Source organism: Streptomyces incarnatus (assembly GCF_001027185.1).
GTDB classification, from domain to species: domain Bacteria; phylum Actinomycetota; class Actinomycetes; order Streptomycetales; family Streptomycetaceae; genus Streptomyces; species Streptomyces puniciscabiei.
Genome location: NZ_CP011497.1, coordinates 2161355 through 2180931, shown reverse-complemented (window position 1 = coordinate 2180931; position 19577 = coordinate 2161355). Strand labels below are relative to the sequence as shown.

Sequence of the window (19577 nt, the reverse complement as noted above, 5' to 3'; positions counted from 1 at the left end):
CCGCCACGAACCGTCTGGAACCCGACTCGTCACCCCGCCGTTGCCCGGCTGTCAGTCACGGGTGGCAGGATCGAGACATGCCAGACGCGCTCGATGCCACCCCCTACGACGCCCTGCTCCTGCTCTCCTTCGGCGGTCCCGAAGGCCCGGACGACGTGGTCCCGTTCCTGGAGAACGTCACGCGCGGGCGCGGCATCCCGAAGGAACGCCTGAAGGAAGTCGGGCAGCACTACTTCCTGTTCGGCGGGGTCAGCCCCATCAACGACCAGAACCGTGCCCTGCTGGACGCCCTGCGCAAGGACTTCGCCGAGCACGGCCTGGACCTGCCGGTCTACTGGGGCAACCGCAACTGGGCGCCGTATCTGACGGACACGCTGCGCGAGCTGGCCGCCGACGGCCGCCGTCGTATCCTCGTGCTCGCCACCAGCGCCTACGCCTCCTACTCGGGCTGCCGGCAGTACCGCGAGAACCTCGCCGACGCGCTGGCCACGCTGGAGGCGGAGGGCCTTCGGCTGCCGAAGATCGACAAGCTGCGGCACTACTTCAACCACCCCGGCTTCGTCGAGCCCATGATCGACGGGGTGCTGCGCTCCCTCGAAGACCTCCCCGAGGACGTCCGCGCGGGCGCCCACATCGCCTTCACCACCCACTCCATCCCGGCCTCCGCCGCCGACACCTCCGGCCCCGCCGAGGCCCACGGCGAGGGCGGCGCCTACGTCGAGCAGCATCTGGACGTGGCCCAGCTGATCGCCGACGCGGTCCGCGAGCGCACCGGCGTCGACCACCCCTGGCGGCTCGTCTACCAGTCCCGCTCCGGAGCCCCGCACATCCCGTGGCTGGAGCCGGACATCTGCGACCACCTCGAGGAGCGGCACGCGGCGGGCGTCCCGGCCGTGGTCATGGCGCCCATCGGGTTCGTCTCGGACCACATGGAGGTCCTGTACGACCTCGACACCGAGGCCAAGGCCAAGGCCGAGGAGCTGGGCCTGCCGGTGCGCCGCTCGGCCACCGTGGGCGCCGACCCCCGGTTCGCCGCCGCCGTCCGCGACCTCATCCTGGAGCGCGCCGCCGTGGAGCGCGGCCAGGAGGTCACCCCGTGCGCCCTGGGCGCGCTCGGCGCGAGCCACCACCTCTGCCCGGTCGGCTGCTGCCCCGCCCGCGCGCCCCACCCGGCCGCCGCCGGTGCCGACAGCCCCTACGCGTGAGGAGACCCGTGACCGACCCCCTGCACCGGGAACTGCTGGAACTGGCCCAGGAGGCCGCCCGCCACGCCGGTGAGCTGCTGCGGGACGGGCGTCCGGCCGACCTGGCCGTGGCGAGGACCAAGTCCAGCCCGATCGACGTCGTCACCGAGATGGACATCGCGGCGGAGAAGCTGATCACCGATCTGATCTCCGGCCGGCGGCCCGATGACGGCTTCCTCGGCGAGGAGGGCGCCTCCGTCGAGGGGTCCAGCGGCGTGCGCTGGGTGATCGACCCGCTCGACGGCACGGTGAACTACCTGTACGGCCTGCCGACCTGGGCGGTGTCCATCGCGGCCGAGCAGGACGGCGAGACCGTCGTCGGGGTCGTCGCCGCTCCGATGCGCGGCGAGACGTACCACGCGGTACGCGGCGGCGGCGCGTGGGCCACCGGCGCATGGGAGGGCGAGCGGGCGCTCGCCTGCCGCCCCGCGCCCCCACTCGACCAGGCGCTGGTCTCCACCGGCTTCAACTACGTCGCCGAGGTCCGCACCCACCAGGCCGAGGTGGCCGCCCGGCTGATCCCGCTGCTGCGGGACATCCGGCGCAGCGGCTCGGCCGCGGTCGACCTGTGCGACGTGGCCTCGGGCCGGCTCGACGGGTACTACGAGCGGGGGCTCAACGCGTGGGACGTCGCCGCGGGTGACCTGATCGCCCGGGAGGCCGGCGCCCTGGTCGGCGGGCGGCCGGGGGAGCGTCCGTCGCGGGACCTCACCGTCGCCGGCTCGCCGGGGGTCTTCGAGCCGCTGCAGGGCCTGCTGGAGGACTTCGGGGCCTGGCACGACTGACAGCGATCAGCACCCGCACACGCAAAGGGACCCCGGCGCTGGATTCGCCGGGGTCCCCTCTTGCGCTTTCGGGCCGATCAGACGCGTGACGCGCCGACCTCCACACCGTGGTCGGCGGCGAGGCGTCGCAGGTCGTCGAGCTCTGCCTGCTCCACCTCGACGAGGAAGTCGTCGCCCTCGTCACGAGCCCGCGACAGGTCGGACTCGGTCGCCCTTATGCGCTGCAGAAGTCCTGCGGTGAAAGCGTCCATGCTGCGCCCCCTCGTCCTGGGTCGTGGGTCGGTGGCACGGGGGTGTGCCTGTTGGGAAAGGGGCGATCACGTCTCTCGCGGGTGCCCAGCGCTGCCCTGCTGGGCGGCGACGGTGCCGGACACCCGCGCCCACTCTGCAAAAAGCGGATCGCGGAGTACCGCATGGTGCTGCGGCACATGCAGAGCGTGATCGCGGGGTGTAAAGCCGTCCTCCCCCCGCTCCCTCACCCGGAAACCTCAACCGGAGGAGAAAATCTCGTATTCCTGCCCCCGGGCCCCGATCTGTGCGGTCCGCAACCCGCCTTACAGCCGACTTACGGCCGAAAAGGGCAGGATGGAGGTCACACCCCACGAACACCCCTGCCCGCACGTGCCCACGGCGCGCGACGCGGGTGGACCTTGAGGAAGGACAAGCGACGTGCGCGTACTCGTCGTCGAGGACGAGCAGCTGCTCGCCGATGCGGTGGCCACCGGACTGCGCCGGGAGGCCATGGCCGTCGACGTCGTGTACGACGGTGCGGCCGCCCTGGAGCGCATCGGCGTCAACGACTACGACGTGGTCGTCCTCGACCGCGACCTCCCGCTGGTGCACGGCGACGACGTCTGCCGCAAGATCGTCGAGCTGGGCATGCCCACGCGCGTGCTCATGCTCACGGCGTCCGGTGACGTCAGCGACCGTGTCGAGGGCCTGGAGATCGGCGCCGACGACTATCTGCCCAAGCCGTTCGCGTTCAGCGAGCTGATCGCACGCGTGCGCGCCCTCGGCCGTCGTACGAGCGTTCCCCTGCCGCCGGTCCTGGAGCGCGCCGGCATCAAGCTGGACCCGAACCGCCGCGAGGTCTTCCGCGACGGCAAGGAGATCCAGCTCGCGCCCAAGGAGTTCGCGGTGCTGGAGGTGCTCATGCGCAGCGAGGGCGCGGTGGTCTCGGCCGAGCAGCTGCTGGAGAAGGCCTGGGACGAGAACACCGACCCGTTCACCAACGTCGTGCGGGTGACCGTGATGACCCTGCGGCGCAAGCTGGGCGAGCCGCCGGTGATCGTCACCGTGCCCGGCTCCGGCTACCGGATCTGATCCGCCATGGCCGCCACCCCCGCGCCGCCCCAGGCGCCACCCAAGCCCACCTGGGACCCCAGAAGGCCGCAGCCCCCCTTCCCGTGGCTCCGCCCGACCATCCGCATAAGGCTCACGCTGCTGTACGGCGGCATGTTCCTGATCGCCGGCATCCTGCTGCTGTCGATCATCTACCTGCTGGCCGCCCAGGCGATCAGCACCGGCAACCAGCCGCTGTTCAAGATCGTCAGTGGTACGTCGATCCGGGTCTCCAGCGACAACTGCCCCGCGATCAACACCACCAGCCTGCCGCTGTCGGAGTTCAACGACGCGATCGCCCAGTGCGTGGACCACCAGCGCCAGGCGGCCCTGGACGACCTGCTCAGCCGCTCGCTGCTGGCCCTTCTGGGCCTCGCCGTGATCGCGTTCGCGTTCGGTTACGCGATGGCCGGCCGGGTGCTGTCGCCGCTCGGCCGGATCACCCGCACCGCCCGCCAGGTGGCCGGTTCCGACCTGTCCCGCCGGATCGAGCTGGACGGCCCGGACGACGAGCTGAAGGAGCTGGCGGACACCTTCGACGACATGCTGGAGCGGCTGCAGCGGGCCTTCACCGCCCAGCAGCGCTTCGTCGGCAACGCCTCCCACGAGCTGCGCACCCCGCTCGCGATCAACAGAACGCTGCTGGAGGTGCATCTGTCGGACCCGAACGCACCAGTGGAGCTGCAACAGCTGGGCAAGACGCTGCTGGCCACCAACGAGCGCAGCGAGCAGCTGGTCGAGGGCCTGCTGCTGCTCGCCCGCAGCGACAACCAGATCGTCGAACGCAAGCCCGTCGACCTGGCCGAGGTCGCCACCCAGGCCATCGACCAGGTGCACGCCGAGGCCGAGGCCAAGGGCGTGAAGATCCGCGGCGAGCGCAAGCCGGCGGTGGTGCAGGGCAACGGCGTGCTGCTGGAGCGGGTCGCCCTGAACCTGGTGCAGAACGCGGTCCGGTACAACGTTCCCGAGGACGGCTGGGTCGAGGTGAATACCGAGGTCCAGCACGGGCAGGCGGTGCTGACGGTCACGAACACCGGGCCGGTGGTGCCGGCGTACGAGATCGACAACCTCTTCGAGCCCTTCAGACGGCTCCGTACGGAGCGCACGGGCAGCGACAAGGGGGTGGGCCTCGGCCTGTCCATCGTCCGGTCCGTGGCCCGCGCGCACGGCGGCCACATCGTGGCGCAGCCACGCGAGGGCGGCGGCCTGGTGATGCGGGTCACCCTGCCGCTGTGATCCCTGACCGGGCCGCCCGACCGGGCGGTCCGGGGCACCCGTCCGACACACGCGGAGCGTGTTCGCTTGACGCGGAATTTTTCAGCCGCCGAATGAGCTTGCTCCTGTGTGATCGATCACATGGGCGGATTTTCAGCCATGTACTCTGCGTGATCATGAAACATGGCGGAAAGCCGGGAAAGTCCTGGTTTTCAGGGCACTTGATCACGGGAAGTACACGGTGAGGCGCCTTTGAGGTGTGACATTCGAACCGTGTACGGTCCTCACCGCCATCCAAGCCGATCACTCTTGAGGGATCGGATTGGGTGTCGATTGAGTAACAGACCTTGATGTGAGGCAAAATCTCCGCCTCAGGTCGGGCACAAGTCCGGCCTCTCACGCGTTACGTGCGCTGGAGACACCGCAGACACCCAGAGGGGGAGAGCGATATGGCAACCGATTACGACACTCCACGCAAGACCGACGACGACGTCGACTCGGACAGCCTTGAAGAGCTGAAGGCCCGGCGGAACGACAAGTCCACCTCTTCGGTGGACGTCGACGAGTTCGAGGCCGCCGAGGGTCTCGAGCTGCCCGGCGCCGACCTCTCGAACGAGGAGCTGGCCGTCCGGGTGCTGCCCAAGCAGCAGGACGAGTTCACCTGCATGAGCTGCTTCCTGGTGCATCACCGCAGCCAGCTGGCCCGCGAGAAGAACGGCCAGCCGATCTGCCGCGACTGCGACTGAGGTCGGGTCGGCCGTGGCTGGCTCGACCCCTCCACGGAAGCGCCGCTTCTCCCAGGGGAAAGCGGACGAAGGGCCGTCCGACGGCCCGCACGGCGCGCGTGACGACGAACGGGGCACACCGGGAGCGGTGGCCCCGTTCGAACCGGGGACCGACCGGGGCGACCACCCGGCTCCGGCGCGGCAGCCCGCGCCGGTCGCGCGGCGGGTCGCGGTGGTGCGTGACAAGGCCAGGGACATGGCCCGGGAAGGCGTCCGCAAAGGCGGCAGCCGCGCTCGCGCGGGCCTGGCGCACCTCGCGGACCGGATCATCGAGATCGCCCCGCGTGTCCCCGTACGCGACCTCGCGACCCTGCGCCGGCAGTTCCCGGGCCTCGGACCCGAAGAGCTCGCCGACAAGCTGGTGGCGGGCGCGGCGGCCGGCACCTCGACGGTCGGGGCCGGGATCGGAGCGGCGGCGATGCTGCCGGTGCCGCCCGCCATGCCCACCGAACTGGCCGCGGAGATCACCGGGGTCGCCGCGATCGAGCTGAAGCTCCTCGCCGAACTGCACGAGGTCTACGGCGTACGGCCGCCCGGGAACCTCAGGACCCGCAGCACCGCGTATCTGTCCTCCTGGTCGGGGGAGCGCGGCATCGACGTGATGAAACCGTCGACGTACGACACCGCCCTCGGCGGCCAGATGAAGCGCCGGCTGCGCCAGCAGATCATGAAGCGCATGGTCCGGGACCTGCCCAACCTCATGCCGTTCATGGTGGGTGCCGCGGTCGGGGCGGTCATCAACCGCCGGGACACCAGGAGACTCGCCGCGCGTGTCCGGGCCGACCTGCGCAGGATCCAGGTGCCCTGGGAGGAGCTGAAGGAGCTCCCGCCGCTGGAGGAACCCGCGGAGCCCCTGAACCTGCGCGACCTTCCCGAAGAGCTCTAGACGCGTCCCGAGCGGCTCTAGGCGTTCGCCTTGCGGGCGTCCTCGATCGCCGCCGCCAGCCGCTCCGGCTCCCGCGTCGACAGGTACAGGTACGGCGTCGGGTCCTCGGGGTCGGTGACCTCCACCCGCAGCGCCGTGGGGATGTAGGCGCGCAGCAGCAGGAAGGCGCGGGTGTCCGCCTTGTACGTCCGCCAGGCGCGGGCCTCCTCCGCGTCCAGCACCTCCGACTCGCCCAGCGCCGACACCGGGATCTTCGCCTCGCCCGCGATCAGCGCGTCGCCCACGACCCGGATGCGCGGGGAGCCGTACGCGCTGGCGACCACCGCCGCCGCCGCCGTACCGCCGACCAGTCCGCCGAGCAGCGGCAGGGTGCCGAACGGAAGCAGGATCAGGGCGAAGGAGACGCCCACCAGGAAGCTGATCAGCCACCACGAGCGGGGGGCGGTGAGGCGTTCTTCGTAGGGGGTGGCGGAGAGCTGCATGAGGCCAAGCTTGGCACGGGATCGAGACGATGCCGACGCGCGGGTAAGGTCTGCGCCTGTGAGTGGTAGTTCCGTAAGCCTTCAGCCTCCCGCCGACGCGGTGAAACCGGTACGGCACCCCGACGCGCCCGCGCCCGGAGAACTCCTCGGCGCCCACTACGGACACTGTTTCGGCTGTGGTCCCGGGCAGCCGCACGGACTGCACCTGGAGGCCCGGGCCGGCGAGGGCGTCTCGCTGACCGCCGAGTTCACCGTCCAGCCCGCCCACCAGGGCGCCCCCGGCCTCGCGCACGGCGGAGTGCTGGCCACGGCCCTCGACGAGACCCTCGGCTCGCTGAACTGGCTGCTGCGGACCATCGCCGTCACCGGCCGGCTGGAGACCGACTTCGTGCGGCCCGTACCCGTCGGCACCACGCTGTACCTGGAGGCCGAGGTCACCGCCGTCGCCGGCCGGAAGATCTACTCCACCGCCACCGGACGCATCGGCGGCCCCGACGGCCCCCTCGCGGTACGCGCCGACGCCCTCTTCATCGAGGTCAAGGTCGACCACTTCATCGACCACGGCCGCAAGGAGGAGATCCAGGCCGCGATGAGCGACCCGGACCAGATCCGGCGCGCCCGCGCCTTCGAGGTGAACCCGTGAGCCGCGGCCACCTGAACGTGCTGCTCCGGCGTGTCGACCCCGACGTACCGCTTCCGGCGTACGAGCATCCGGGGGACGCCGGAGCCGATCTGCGCACCACCGAGCCGTGCGAACTGGCGCCCGGGGAGCGCGCGGTGCTCCCCACGGGTGTGTCGATCGCCCTGCCCGAGGGGTACGCGGCCTTCGTGCACCCACGCTCCGGTCTCGCCGCTCGCTGCGGTGTCGCCCTCGTGAATGCCCCGGGGACGGTTGATGCCGGGTACCGTGGGGAGATCAAGGTGATCGTGGTGAATCTCGACCCGCGCGAGTCCGTGCGGTTCGAGCGCTTCGACCGGATTGCCCAACTGGTCGTCCAGCAGGTCGAGAGGGTCCGCTTCCAGGAGGTCGCGGAGCTTCCCGATTCGACGCGGGCCGAAGGGGGCTTCGGGTCCACCGGCGGCCATGCCGCGGTGGGCGACGAGAGCGGCACAAGCGGTCAGGCCGCCGAGGGCGGTCCGACGGGTGGGAATCGATACGCTTCGGTCGTATCCGACCGGGAAGGACAGTGACGTGTTCGGACGTCGCAAGAAGAAGGGTGCCGCCGAGGACGCGGCCGGCGAGGCCGAGCAGGTCGTCGACAGCGTCGACACCGAGGCGGACGAGGAAGAGGAGGCCGAGCGCGAGCGCGTCCGGCTGGAGCCCGGGCCCCGGCCCGACGGGCCCTGGGACAGCGGCGAGGTGCGGGACCCGGCCGAGGGCCGTGTCGACCTCGGCGGACTGTTCGTACCGGGCGTCGACGGCATGGAGCTCAGGGTCGAGGTCGCCGGTGACGCGATCGTGGCCGCCACCGTCGTGCTGCGCGACAGCGCCATCCAGCTCCAGGCCTTCGCCGCGCCCAAGCGCGAGGGCATCTGGGGCGAGGTCCGCGAGGAGATCGCGTCCGGCATCACCCAGCAGGGTGGCATCGTGGACGAGGTCGAGGGCCCGCTCGGGTGGGAACTGCGCGCCCAGGTGCCGGTGCAGCTGCCGGACGGCACGGGTGGTTTCCAGGTGGTGCGGTTCGTGGGCGTGGACGGCCCGCGGTGGTTCCTGCGCGGTGTGATCTCCGGGCAGGGCGCGGTGCAGCCGCAGGCCGCCGGGCTGCTGGAGCAGATCTTCCGCGACACGGTCGTGGTGCGCGGCGAGGGCCCGATGGCGCCTCGCGACCCGATCGTCCTGAAGCTGCCGAACGACGCGCAGATGGTCCCGGAGGGGATCCAGCAGGAGGAGTCCTCCCGCTTCTCCGGCGGGATGGGGCAGCTGCAGCGGGGGCCGGAGATCACCGAGGTCCGCTAGGCGCTCCGCTGGGTTCAGCAGGGTTGCACGGGCCGTGCCTTTGAGGGGTGCGGCCCGTTTGTGCGGGGTCGCGCCGTGGGGGAGTTCTCCGTTGCCGGGTGCGGGTCTGTTGTGGTTGCTCGCGCAGTTCCCCGCGCCCCTTACGGGGCGCCATCAGGGTTGTGTCAAAGATGGCCGTCGTCCGGCTCCCCGGGTCTTTTGTCGTGATTGTTGGCCGTAAGGTCGACGCTGCGTAGGCGGCAGTCACGGGAAGAGAATGGAGCCATGGCACGCGGCAAGCTTCGGATCTACCTCGGCGCGGCACCGGGCGTGGGCAAGACCTACGCCATGCTCTCCGAGGCGCACCGCCGCGTGGAGCGGGGCACCGACTGTGTCGTGGGCTTCGTCGAGCACTACGACCGGCCGCGCACCGAGGTGATGCTGCGCGGCCTGGAGCAGGTGCCGCGCAAGCGGCTGGAGTACCGGGGTGCCACCTTCGGCGAGATGGACGTCGACGCCGTGCTGCGCCGGGCGCCGGCCGTCGCCCTGGTGGACGAGCTCGCCCACACCAACATCCCCGGCTCGCGCAACGCCAAGCGCTGGCAGGACGTTCAGGAGCTGCTCGCCGCGGGCATCGACGTCGTCTCGACCGTCAATATCCAGCACCTGGAGTCACTCGGCGACGTGGTCGAGTCGATCACGGGTGTGCGGCAGCGGGAGACCGTCCCGGACGAGGTGGTGCGGCGGGCCGACCAGATCGAGCTGGTCGACATGTCCCCCGAGGCGCTGCGCCGCCGTATGGCGCACGGCAACATCTACCAGCCGGACAAGGTCGACGCGGCCCTGTCCAACTACTTCCGCCCCGGGAACCTCACCGCCCTGCGGGAACTGGCGCTGCTGTGGGTGGCCGACCGGGTCGACGAGTACCTCAACGCCTACCGCAGCGAGCACCGGGTCTCCAGGATCTGGGGCTCGCGGGAGCGGATCGTGGTCGGGCTGACCGGCGGCCCCGAGGGGCGCACCCTGATCCGGCGGGCCGCGCGGCTCGCGGAGAAGGGCGCCGGCGGCGAGGTGCTGGCCGTGTACATAGCGCGCAGCGACGGGCTGACCTCGGCCTCCCCGAAGGAGCTGGCCGTCCAGCGCACGCTCGTGGAGGACCTGGGCGGCACGTTCCACCACGTGGTCGGCGACGACATACCGGCCGCCCTGCTGGACTTCGCGCGGGGCGTGAACGCCACCCAGATCGTGCTGGGCTCCTCGCGCCGCAAGGCCTGGCAGTACGTCTTCGGGCCGGGCGTCGGCGCGACGGTGGCCCGGGACTCCGGGCCCGACCTCGACGTCCACATCGTCACCCACGAGGAGGTCGCCAAGGGCCGCGGACTGCCCGTGGCCCGCGGCGGACGGCTCGGGCGGGCCCGGATCATCTGGGGCTGGGCGGTGGGCCTGGTGGGCCCCGCGGTCCTCGCGGTGCTGCTGGACACCGCCGGTCTCGGCCTCGCCAACGACATGCTGCTGTTCCTCGCCGTCACCGTCGCGGCGGCGCTGCTCGGCGGCCTGCTGCCCGCGCTTGCTTCGGCGGCCTTCGGCTCGCTGCTGCTGAACTACTTCTACACCCCGCCCCTGCACCGGCTGACCATCGCCGACCCCAAGAACATCGTCGCCATCGCGATCTTCTTCGGGGTGGGCATGTCGGTCGCCTCGGTGGTGGACGCCGCCGCCCGGCGCACCCATCAGGCCGCCCGGCTGCGCGCCGAGTCGGAGATACTCTCCTTCCTCGCCGGGAACGTGCTGCGCGGCGAGACCAGCCTCGAGGAACTGCTGGAGCGGGTCCGGGAGACCTTCGCGATGGAGTCGGCCGCGCTGCTGGAGCGGGCGAGCGACGTCGAGCCGTGGACCTGCGCCGGGCGCGCCGGATTCGGGCGCCCGCTTCAGCGGCCCGAGGACGCCGACGTCGACATGCCGGTGGGCGACCACATGGCGCTCGCGCTCACCGGCCGGGTGCTGCCCGCCGAGGACCGCCGGGTGCTCGCCGCCTTCGCCGCGCAGGCCGCCGTCGCCCTGGACCGCCGGCGCCTGCAGGAGGAGGCCGACCAGGCCCGCGCGCTCGCCGAGGGCAACCGGATCCGCACCGCGCTGCTCGCCGCCGTCAGCCACGACCTGCGTACGCCCCTGGCGGGCATCAAGGCGGCGGTGTCGAGCCTGCGCTCCGACGACGTGGACTGGTCCGAGGAGGACCGGGCGGAGCTGCTGCAGGGCATCGAGGAGGGCGCCGACCGGCTCGACCACCTCGTCGGCAACCTCCTCGACATGTCCCGGCTGCAGACCGGTACGGTCACGCCGCTGATCCGCGAGATCGACGTGGACGAGGTCGTACCCATGGCGCTGGGCGGCGTACCGGAGGACAGCGTCGAGCTGGACGTGCCGGAGTCGCTGCCCATGGTCGAGGTCGACCCCGGGCTGCTGGAGCGGTCGGTGGCCAACCTGGTGGAGAACGCCGTCAAGTACAGCCCGCGCGGGCGCCCCGTGCTGGTCTCCGCGAGCGCCATAGCCGACCGGGTCGAGGTGCGGGTGGTGGACCGCGGGCCGGGCGTGCCGGACGAGGCCAAGGACCGCATCTTCGAACCCTTCCAGCGGTACGGCGACGCCCCGCGCGGCGCCGGGGTCGGGCTCGGCCTCGCCGTCGCCCGGGGCTTCGCCGAGGCCATGGGCGGCACCCTCAACGCCGAGGACACGCCGGGCGGCGGACTCACCATGGTGCTCAGCCTCCGCGCGGCCGGATCGCGTCCCGAGTCCCCCGAAGCGGGCCGGGACCTCGCAGAACCAGAAAGGCAGACGACTCTATGACCCGGGTGCTCGTGGTCGACGACGAGCCGCAGATCGTGCGCGCCCTCGTGATCAACCTCAAGGCACGCAAGTACGAGGTCGACGCGGCGCCCGACGGCCGTACCGCTCTCGATCTCGCCGCCTCCCGGCACCCCGACGTGGTCGTGCTCGACCTGGGGCTGCCCGACATGGACGGCGTCGAGGTGATCCGGGGCCTGCGCGGCTGGACCCGGGTGCCCATCCTGGTCCTGTCCGCCCGGCACTCCTCGGACGAGAAGGTCGAGGCGCTGGACGCGGGCGCCGACGACTACGTCACCAAGCCCTTCGGCATGGACGAGCTGCTGGCCCGGCTGCGGGCCGCCGTACGCCGGGCCGAGCCGGTCGGGCCCGGCGAGGACGACCTGACCACGGTCGAGACCGAGGGCTTCACCGTCGACCTGGCCGCCAAGAAGGTCAACCGCGCCGGCAAGGACGTCCGCCTCACCCCGACCGAGTGGCACCTGCTGGAGGTGCTGGTCCGCAACACAGGCCGCCTGGTCAGCCAGAAGCAGCTGCTGCAGGAGGTGTGGGGACCGTCGTACGGCACCGAGACCAACTACCTGCGCGTGTACATGGCCCAGCTGCGCCGCAAGCTGGAGACGGACCCCTCCCACCCGAAGCACTTCATCACCGAACCGGGAATGGGGTATCGCTTCGAGAAGTGAGCCGGGGAGTGAAGTGAGCTTGGCTACGGCGCTGTCGGTGGGCCCCGGTACGCTTCAGGTATGAGTGCTGTTCCTCGTTCCGAAAAGCCGGCCGGCCGGTTCCGGCGCATGCTCGACCGGCTTTCCTCGTCGCAGGAGGACCTGGAGTCCGAGGAACTGCGTGAGGACGCCGAGACAGCGGGCTGTACCAGGATCGGCGACTGCCACGACCGGCAGATCGTCACCGTAACTGGTACCTTGCGCACGGTCACCTTGCGACCGCGCGCCGGGGTCCCCGCCCTGGAGGCCGAGCTCTTCGACGGCTCCGCCGCGCTGGACGTGGTGTGGCTCGGCAGGCGTTCCATCGTGGGCATAGAACCGGGGCGCAAGCTGATCGCATCGGGCCGGATCTCGATGAGCCGAGGCCGCCGGGTGCTCTTCAACCCGAAATACGAACTGCGACCCCTCGGACGGGAGTAGCCGGTGACGTCCCTCGACAAGCCGACCGAAGACGCCGGAGAGGCTCAGCCCGACGATGCCCGGGCGGTGACCGAGGCCGCGCTGTTCGAGGCGTTCGGCGGCGTCCGCGGCATGGTCGAGACGGTCGTGCCGGGCCTGCTCTTCGTCGCGATCTTCACGGTGAACAAGAACCTGCACCTGTCGGCGATCGCCGCGCTGGCGGTCTCCCTCGTGCTGGTCGTGGTCCGGCTCGCCATGAAGGACACGGTCAAGCACGCCTTCAGCGGCGTCTTCGGCGTGGCCTTCGGCGTCGCGTTCGCGATGTTCACCGGCAACGCCAAGAACTTCTACCTCCCGGGCATGCTCTACACGCTGGGCCTGGCGCTGGCGTACATCGTCACGACCCTGGCCGGGGTGCCCCTGATGGGGCTCATCCTCGGTCCGGTCTTCAAGGAGAACCTCTCCTGGCGCACCCGCAACCCCGGCCGCAAGAAGGCCTATGCGAAGGCGAGTTGGGCCTGGGGTCTGATCCTGCTCGCCAAGTGCGCGATCCTCTTCCCGCTGTACTGGTGGTCCGACACCACCAAGCTCGGCTGGGTCCTGGTCACGCTGAAGATCCCGCCGTTCCTGCTGGCGGTCTGGCTCACCTGGATCTTCCTCGCGAAGGCGCCCGCCCCCATCGACGTCTTCGCCGAGATGGAGGCCGAGGAACAGGCCGAGAAGGAGCGCAAGGCGGCGCTGGCCACCGAGGGCGGCGACCCGACCGGCGGCCGGCACCGCCGGGAGGCCTAGCCGGTCACGGCGCCGTGGCTTCGCAGCGGCCCGGGACACGTCGAGGTCCCGGGCCGTTCGCATGCGGGCGACGGGGAGGTGCGCGGGGCTCCGGTGCCGCACGCATGAGCCGGAGTGGACGCGCGCAGGAGGGCCCGGCGGATCGGGTGATCCCCGGGCCCTCGGTGCGGCGGCGTACCGGCTAGCCGGAGGTGTCCTCGCGCCGGACCGACAGCAGCTCCTCCAGCTGCTCCTCGCGGGCCTGGGCGGCCACGAAGAGGAGTTCGTCGCCCGGCTCCAGGGAGTCCTCCTTGGACGGGGTCAGGACGCGGGTGCCCCGGATGATGGTGACCAGCGAGGTGTCCTCGGGCCACTGGACGTCGCCCACCTGGGTGCCGGCCAGCGCCGACTCCTCGGGCAGGGTCAGCTCCACCAGGTTGGCGTCGCCGTGGCTGAAGCGGAGCAGGCGCACCAGGTCGCCGACGCTCACCGCCTCCTCGACCAGGGCGGACATCAGGCGCGGGGTGGAGACGGCCACGTCCACGCCCCAGGCCTCGTTGAACAGCCACTCGTTCTTCGGGTTGTTGACACGGGCGACGACGCGCGGGACGCCGTACTCCGTCTTGGCGAGCAGCGAGACGACCAGGTTGACCTTGTCGTCGCCGGTCGCGGCGATCACGACGTTGCAGCGCTGCAGCGCCGCCTCGTCCAGAGACGTGATCTCACAGGCGTCGGCCAGCAGCCACTCCGCCTGGGGCACCCGCTCCACCGAGATGGCGGTCGGGGCCTTGTCGATGAGCAGGACCTCGTGGCCGTTCTCCAGCAGCTCGCCCGCGATCGAGCGGCCGACGGCGCCGGCTCCGGCAATGGCGACCCTCATCAGTGACCGCTCTCCTCTTCCGGGCCCTGGGCGAACGCCGCCTCGACCTTGTCGACGTCGTCCGACCGCATCATCACATGCACGAGGTCGCCCTCCTGCAGCACCGTCTGCGAGGTCGGCAGGATCGCTTCGCCGAGGCGGGTCAGGAACGCCACGCGGACGCCCGTCTCCTCCTGCAGCTTGCTGATCTTGTGCCCGACCCACTGCGGGGAGGCGTGCACCTCGGCGAGCTGCACCCCGCCGGTGGGGTCGCGCCACAGCGGCTCGGCGCCGGAGGGCAGCAGCCGGCGCAGCATCTGGTCGGCGGTCCAGCGGACCGTCGCCACGGTGGGGATGCCGAGGCGCTGGTAGACCTCGGCGCGACGCGGGTCGTAGATACGGGCGGCCACGTTCTCCACGCCGAACATCTCGCGGGCCACGCGCGCGGAGATGATGTTGGAGTTGTCACCGCTGGAGACGGCGGCGAAGGCGCCGGCCTCCTCGATGCCCGCCTCGCGCAGGGTGTCCTGGTCGAAGCCGACACCGGTGACCCGGCGGCCCCCGAAGCCCGGGCCCAGCCGACGGAAGGCGGTCGGGTCCTGGTCGATCACGGCGACCGTATGGCCCTGTTGCTCCAGGGTCTGGGCGAGAGCGGATCCCACTCTCCCGCAGCCCATGATGACGATGTGCACGACCGTCCTTCCGAAGTCAAGAAGTTCCTCTGAGGTTATTGACCTGGCCTTAACAGGTTCTCAGACCGAGGCCCAAAGCTACACACGGGCGCCGGGGCGTTGGCACCCCCCTGTACGGGTTCCCCGTGACCACGGTCCGCGATCACGTGCGCGAGCGGCGTCCGCGAGCCGCGTCAGCGATCAGGGTCCGCGATCATCGGGGGCGGGGTCCTGCGAGTGATGCTGCGCACGCTGCACAGCGTCAGGATTCCGAGGCCGAGCAGGGCGAGGGTCGCCCCGATCAGCTCCGCGGTCGCGGGCATGGGACCTCCGAGGTGCGATGACGTGCGGGGTCTGCCATCTAGGCACGGGGAGCGCGCGGACCATGGAATCCGCAGTTCCGTGCGCCTCTGATTTCACTCGTGAGGCAGATCGTGAGGCAGATCGCGCACACCGGGTGGGCGGCTGCCTGTTCGAAGGCCTACGATCCTCTCTCGTGTCCAAACTGACCGACGTGCCCAAACGGATCCTGATCGGGCGCGCACTGCGCAGTGACCGGCTGGGCGAAACGCTCCTGCCGAAGCGCATCGCACTCCCCGTCTTCGCCTCCGACCCGCTGTCCTCCGTCGCCTACGCGCCGGGGGAGGTTCTCCTGGTCCTGTCCATCGCGGGTGTGTCGGCGTACCACTTCAGCCCGTGGATCGCCGTCGCGGTCGTGGTGCTGATGTTCACCGTGGTCGCCTCCTACCGGCAGAACGTGCACGCGTACCCGAGCGGCGGCGGTGACTACGAGGTCGCCACCACGAACCTGGGCTCCCGGGCGGGCCTGACCGTGGCCAGTGCCCTGCTCGTGGACTACGTCCTCACCGTCGCCGTCTCCATCGCCTCCGGCATCGAGAACCTCGGCTCCGCGGTCCCCTTCGTGGTCCAGCACAAGGTGCTGTGCGCGGTCGCCGTGATCGTGCTGCTGACGCTGATGAACCTGCGCGGCGTGAAGGAGTCCGGCAAGCTCTTCGCGATCCCGACGTACGTGTTCGTCGGCGGCGTGTTCATCATGATCGTGTGGGGCGCCGTACGCGGCCTGGTCCTCGGCGACACCATGCGCGCGCCGACCGCGGACTTCCACATCAAGGCCGAGCACCAGGGCCTCGCGGGCTTCGCGCTGGTCTTCCTGCTGCTGCGCGCCTTCTCCTCCGGCTGTGCCGCGCTGACCGGTGTCGAGGCGATCTCCAACGGCGTCCCGGCCTTCCGCAAGCCCAAGTCGAAGAACGCGGCGACCACCCTCGCGATGATGGGCCTGCTGGCCGTCACCATGTTCTGCGGCATCATCGCCCTGGCCATGTCGACCAACGTCCGCATGGCCGAGAACCCGGCCACCGACCTGCTCCGGGGCGGCCGTCCGCTGGGCTCCGGCTATGTCCAGAACCCGGTGATCTCGCAGGTCGCCGAGGCGGTGTTCGGCAAGGGCAGCTTCCTGTTCGTGCTGCTCGCGGCCGCCACCGCGCTGGTCCTGTTCCTGGCGGCGAACACGGCGTACAACGGCTTCCCGCTGCTCGGCTCGATCCTCGCCCAGGACCGCTACCTCCCGCGCCAGCTGCACACCCGCGGCGACCGCCTCGCCTTCTCCAACGGCATCGTGCTGCTGGCGGGCGCCGCGACCCTGCTGACGTTCATCTACGGCGCCGACTCCACGCGGCTGATCCAGCTGTACATCGTCGGCGTGTTCGTGTCCTTCACGCTCAGCCAGACCGGCATGGTCCGGCACTGGAACCGGCACCTGGCGGTCGAGCAGGACCCGGCGGTGCGCCGCCGCATGGTGCGCTCGCGCGCCATCAACGCCTTCGGTGCCTTCTTCACGGGCCTGGTGCTGGTCGTCGTCCTGGTCACGAAGTTCACCCACGGCGCCTGGGTGGCGCTGCTCGGCATGTGCCTCTTCTACGCGACCATGACGGCGATCCGGAAGCACTACGACGGCGTCGCCGAGGAGCTCTCGGCCCCCGAGGAGCCGGACGACGACATGGTCCGCCCGTCCCGGGTGCACTCGGTCGTCCTCATCTCCAAGATCCACCGCCCCACCCTGCGCGCCCTGGCGTACGCCAGGCTGATGCGCTCGGACACCCTGGAGGCGCTGACGGTCAACGTCGACCCGGCCGAGACCAAGGCGCTGCGCGAGGAGTGGGAGCGGCGCGGCATCGACGTACCGCTGAAGGTCCTGGACTCGCCGTACCGCGAGATCACCCGCCCGGTGATCGAGTACGTCAAGGGCCTGCGCAAGGAGTCGCCGCGCGACGCGGTCTCCGTGATCATCCCCGAGTACGTGGTGGGCCACTGGTACGAGCATCTGCTGCACAACCAGAGTGCCCTGCGTCTGAAGGGCCGCCTGCTGTTCACGCCGGGCGTCATGGTCACCTCGGTGCCCTACCAGCTGGCCTCCTCCGAAGTGGCCAAGCAGCGCGCCCGCAAGCGGCAGGAGTGGAGCGCGCCGGGTGCGGTGCGCCGCGGTCCGGCGGCGGTACGGCCCAAGGAGCCGTCGGCGACCAAGGACTGAGCCCGCTGGGCCCGGGCCCGGCCTGTGGTGAGCGGCCGGACGACAGCCACGTAGACTGGTGGGCTGTTGTCCGGCCGTTTCCCGTTCCCGATCTGGAGTCACCCCGCCATGCAGGCAGAAGAGAAGAAGTCGCTGGTCGGGGAGGAGTACGAGGTCGAGATCGGCCCCGTCGCCCACGGCGGCCACTGCATCGCCCGCACGGCGGAGGGCCAGGTGCTGTTCGTCCGGCACGCGCTGCCGGGCGAGCACGTGGTGGCGAAGGTGACCGAGGGCGAGGAGGGGGCCCGCTTCCTGCGCGCGGACGCCGTACGGATCCTGGAGGCGTCCAAGGACCGCATAGCGGCCCCCTGCCCCTTCGCGGGCCCCGGCCGCTGCGGCGGTTGCGACTGGCAGCACGCCAAGCCGGGCGCCCAGCGCCGGCTCAAGGGCGAGGTGATCGCCGAACAGCTCAAGCGACTCGCGGGCCTCACGCCCGAGGAGGCCGGCTGGGACGGCACGGTGATGCCGGCCGAGGGCGACAAGCTGCCGGCCGGCGAGGTCCCGCAGTGGCGTACCCGCGTCCAGTACGCCGTCGACGCCGAGGGCCACGCGGGCCTGCGCCGCCACCGCTCGCACGAGGTCGAGCGCATCGACCACTGCATGATCGCGGCGGAGGGCGTCAGCGAGCTGGGCATCGAGCGGCGGGACTGGACCGGCATGGAGTCGGTCGAGGCCATCGCGGCGACCGGCTCGCAGGACCGCCAGGTGATCCTCACTCCGCGCCCGGGCGCCCGGCTGCCGCTGGTCGAACTGGACAAGCCGGTGTCGGTCCTCAGGGTCGACGAGAAGTCCGGCGGCGTCCACCGGGTCCACGGCCGCCCCTTCGTCCGCGAACGCGCGGACGGCCGTACCCACCGGGTCGCGGGCGGCGGCTTCTGGCAGGTCCACCCGAAGGCGGCGGACACCCTGGTGACGGCGGTCATGCAGGGCCTGCTCCCGCGCAAGGGCGAGATGGCCCTGGACCTGTACTGCGGAGTGGGCCTGTTCGCGGGCGCGCTGGCCGACCGGCTCGGCGAGAAGGGCGCGGTGCTCGGCATCGAGTCCGGCAAGCGTGCGGTGGAGGACGCGCGCCACAACCTCGCCGGCTTCCCGCGCGTCCGCATCGAGCAGGGCAAGGTCGAGTCCGTCCTGCCGCGCACCGGCATCACCGAGGTCGACCTGATCGTCCTGGACCCGCCCCGCGCCGGCGCCGGCCGCAGCACGGTCGCCCACCTCTGCTCCCTCGACGCCCGCCGCATCGCCTACGTCGCCTGCGACCCCGCCGCCCTCTCCCGCGACCTGGCGTACTTCCGCGAGGGCGGGTACCGGGTACGGACGCTTCGGGCGTTCGATCTGTTTCCGATGACCCACCACGTTGAGTGTGTCGCGATCCTAGAACCCGCCGCGAAGGGCTCCTGACCTGCGGTTTTGTGTGTGCGCATTATGTGCGGTGTGGGCGTTACGGGCGATATCTTGACGCTGAAATGACGCTCGTGACGCTCATTTGACGCTCATCCTGATGGGTCGTCAGGCGTTTTGCGTCGGTGGTCAGGCGGTCTGCTGGCTACGCGGCTGTGGCAGGTTAGCGGGAATTTTGTCGTGCCAAGCGGTCTTGCTCAGCCACATCTGTGGAGCGCCCAGCAGTCCGGATCTTGGTCCGCCGGATGGAAGCCAGGCTCATGGCGCGTAGAACTGCGAACTTGGCGAGGCGGTCCGGGTTCATCACCGCAGGCTGTGATTACGCGGGCCTTGGATGACGCAGCCGGGGTGGTTTGCTCGCCGGTGATGACGAGGGCGTCGAGCCGTTCGCCGAGGAGGCCGACAACGTGGTTGACGTAGCCGTAGTCAGCCGGAGGGCGGGTGGCGGTGAACAGCAGTCGGTCCAGGCGGATCCACCCCGCCTCATGGTCTATCTCCTACTTTGTGCCGGATCCCTGTGGAATCTCCAGGGTCACGAGATTGGATGGTGCTCGAGCGGGACGGCGATCGATGTCGACCGGCAGGCGGGGGGTCTTGCGCGGCCCTCCTGCGGTCCGGCCCGATGGATGCACCGCGTTATAGCTGAATGGGC

General features: G+C 70.9%; 21 protein-coding genes. 15 read left to right on the top strand and 6 right to left on the bottom strand.

Features of this window, described 5'->3' with window-relative positions; translation table 11 throughout:
* Positions 1-77 precede the first annotated feature (77 nt).
* Positions 78-1205, top strand: a complete 1128-nt coding sequence (locus ABB07_RS09635; RefSeq protein ID WP_208898318.1) for a ferrochelatase — start codon at positions 78-80, stop codon at positions 1203-1205.
* Between the two features lie 8 nt (positions 1206-1213).
* Positions 1214-2029: an inositol monophosphatase family protein gene (locus ABB07_RS09630; RefSeq protein WP_208898317.1), complete on the top strand. Its 816-nt coding sequence runs from the start codon at positions 1214-1216 to the stop codon at positions 2027-2029.
* Between the two features lie 77 nt (positions 2030-2106).
* Here ABB07_RS09630 and ABB07_RS09625 read toward each other — a convergent pair whose 3' ends face one another.
* On the bottom strand, positions 2107-2280 hold the full coding sequence (locus ABB07_RS09625; protein WP_167528465.1) for a hypothetical protein: 174 nt from the start codon (positions 2278-2280) through the stop codon (positions 2107-2109).
* Positions 2281-2698: 418 nt separating this feature from the next.
* Between ABB07_RS09625 and ABB07_RS09620 the strand changes: the two genes are divergently transcribed.
* From ABB07_RS09620 to ABB07_RS09605, 4 genes are all read left to right on the top strand, one after another.
* Positions 2699-3352, top strand: a complete 654-nt coding sequence (locus ABB07_RS09620; protein WP_031165802.1) for a response regulator transcription factor — start codon at positions 2699-2701, stop codon at positions 3350-3352.
* Between the two features lie 6 nt (positions 3353-3358).
* Entirely contained in the window at positions 3359-4606 is a 1248-nt protein-coding gene (locus ABB07_RS09615; RefSeq protein WP_208898316.1) for a sensor histidine kinase, read from the top strand.
* Positions 4607-5034: 428 nt separating this feature from the next.
* Complete coding sequence (locus ABB07_RS09610; protein WP_003997302.1) at positions 5035-5331, top strand: DUF4193 domain-containing protein; 297 nt, start codon at positions 5035-5037, stop codon at positions 5329-5331.
* A 13-nt stretch (positions 5332-5344) separates the two neighbouring features.
* Positions 5345-6256 (top strand): hypothetical protein, encoded by a 912-nt coding sequence (locus ABB07_RS09605; RefSeq protein WP_208898315.1) that lies wholly within the window; start codon positions 5345-5347, stop codon positions 6254-6256.
* A gap of 17 nt (positions 6257-6273) precedes the next feature.
* Here ABB07_RS09605 and ABB07_RS09600 read toward each other — a convergent pair whose 3' ends face one another.
* Positions 6274-6738 (bottom strand): DUF3093 domain-containing protein, encoded by a 465-nt coding sequence (locus ABB07_RS09600; RefSeq protein WP_208898314.1) that lies wholly within the window; start codon positions 6736-6738, stop codon positions 6274-6276.
* Positions 6739-6796: 58 nt separating this feature from the next.
* Here ABB07_RS09600 and ABB07_RS09595 point away from each other — a divergent pair, with 58 nt between their 5' ends.
* The 7 genes from ABB07_RS09595 to ABB07_RS09565 all read left to right on the top strand — a co-directional run bounded on the left by ABB07_RS09595 (position 6797) and on the right by ABB07_RS09565 (position 13431).
* A complete protein-coding gene (locus tag ABB07_RS09595; RefSeq protein ID WP_208898313.1) occupies positions 6797-7381 on the top strand; it encodes a PaaI family thioesterase in 585 nt (194 codons plus the stop codon).
* Positions 7378-7929, top strand: coding sequence for a dUTP diphosphatase (gene dut / locus ABB07_RS09590; protein ID WP_055704262.1), 552 nt, complete (start codon positions 7378-7380; stop codon positions 7927-7929). Before ABB07_RS09595 ends, dut begins: the two co-directional genes overlap by 4 nt.
* A gap of 1 nt (position 7930) precedes the next feature.
* Entirely contained in the window at positions 7931-8695 is a 765-nt protein-coding gene (locus tag ABB07_RS09585) for a DUF3710 domain-containing protein (RefSeq protein ID WP_208898312.1), read from the top strand.
* 264 nt (positions 8696-8959) lie between these two features.
* Entirely contained in the window at positions 8960-11518 is a 2559-nt protein-coding gene (locus ABB07_RS09580) for a sensor histidine kinase (RefSeq protein ID WP_208898311.1), read from the top strand.
* Positions 11515-12201, top strand: a complete 687-nt coding sequence (locus tag ABB07_RS09575; protein ID WP_208898310.1) for a response regulator — start codon at positions 11515-11517, stop codon at positions 12199-12201. Before ABB07_RS09580 ends, ABB07_RS09575 begins: the two co-directional genes overlap by 4 nt.
* 60 nt (positions 12202-12261) lie before the next feature.
* Positions 12262-12660 (top strand): OB-fold nucleic acid binding domain-containing protein, encoded by a 399-nt coding sequence (locus ABB07_RS09570; RefSeq protein ID WP_079048543.1) that lies wholly within the window; start codon positions 12262-12264, stop codon positions 12658-12660.
* A 3-nt stretch (positions 12661-12663) separates the two neighbouring features.
* Complete coding sequence (locus tag ABB07_RS09565; protein WP_208898309.1) at positions 12664-13431, top strand: DUF3159 domain-containing protein; 768 nt, start codon at positions 12664-12666, stop codon at positions 13429-13431.
* Between the two features lie 181 nt (positions 13432-13612).
* On the opposite strand, the gene ABB07_RS09560 is transcribed toward ABB07_RS09565, so the two are convergent.
* From ABB07_RS09560 to ABB07_RS41510, 3 genes are all read right to left on the bottom strand, one after another.
* On the bottom strand, positions 13613-14290 hold the full coding sequence (locus ABB07_RS09560) for a potassium channel family protein (RefSeq protein ID WP_208898308.1): 678 nt from the start codon (positions 14288-14290) through the stop codon (positions 13613-13615).
* On the bottom strand, positions 14290-14961 hold the full coding sequence (locus tag ABB07_RS09555) for a potassium channel family protein (protein ID WP_208898307.1): 672 nt from the start codon (positions 14959-14961) through the stop codon (positions 14290-14292). The genes ABB07_RS09560 and ABB07_RS09555 overlap by 1 nt, the downstream gene beginning before the upstream one ends.
* A gap of 173 nt (positions 14962-15134) precedes the next feature.
* On the bottom strand, positions 15135-15263 hold the full coding sequence (locus tag ABB07_RS41510) for a hypothetical protein (protein ID WP_279617435.1): 129 nt from the start codon (positions 15261-15263) through the stop codon (positions 15135-15137).
* Positions 15264-15436: 173 nt separating this feature from the next.
* Between ABB07_RS41510 and ABB07_RS09550 the strand changes: the two genes are divergently transcribed.
* Complete coding sequence (locus ABB07_RS09550) at positions 15437-17488, top strand: APC family permease (protein ID WP_208898306.1); 2052 nt, start codon at positions 15437-15439, stop codon at positions 17486-17488.
* 108 nt (positions 17489-17596) lie between these two features.
* Positions 17597-18925, top strand: a complete 1329-nt coding sequence (locus ABB07_RS09545) for a class I SAM-dependent RNA methyltransferase (protein WP_208898305.1) — start codon at positions 17597-17599, stop codon at positions 18923-18925.
* Between the two features lie 197 nt (positions 18926-19122).
* Here the strand turns inward: ABB07_RS09545 and ABB07_RS41505 are convergent, their stop codons facing one another.
* Positions 19123-19419 carry an inorganic diphosphatase gene (locus ABB07_RS41505; RefSeq protein WP_279617423.1) on the bottom strand — a complete coding sequence of 99 codons (297 nt, stop codon included), beginning with the start codon at positions 19417-19419 and terminating at the stop codon, positions 19123-19125.
* Positions 19420-19577 lie beyond the last annotated feature (158 nt).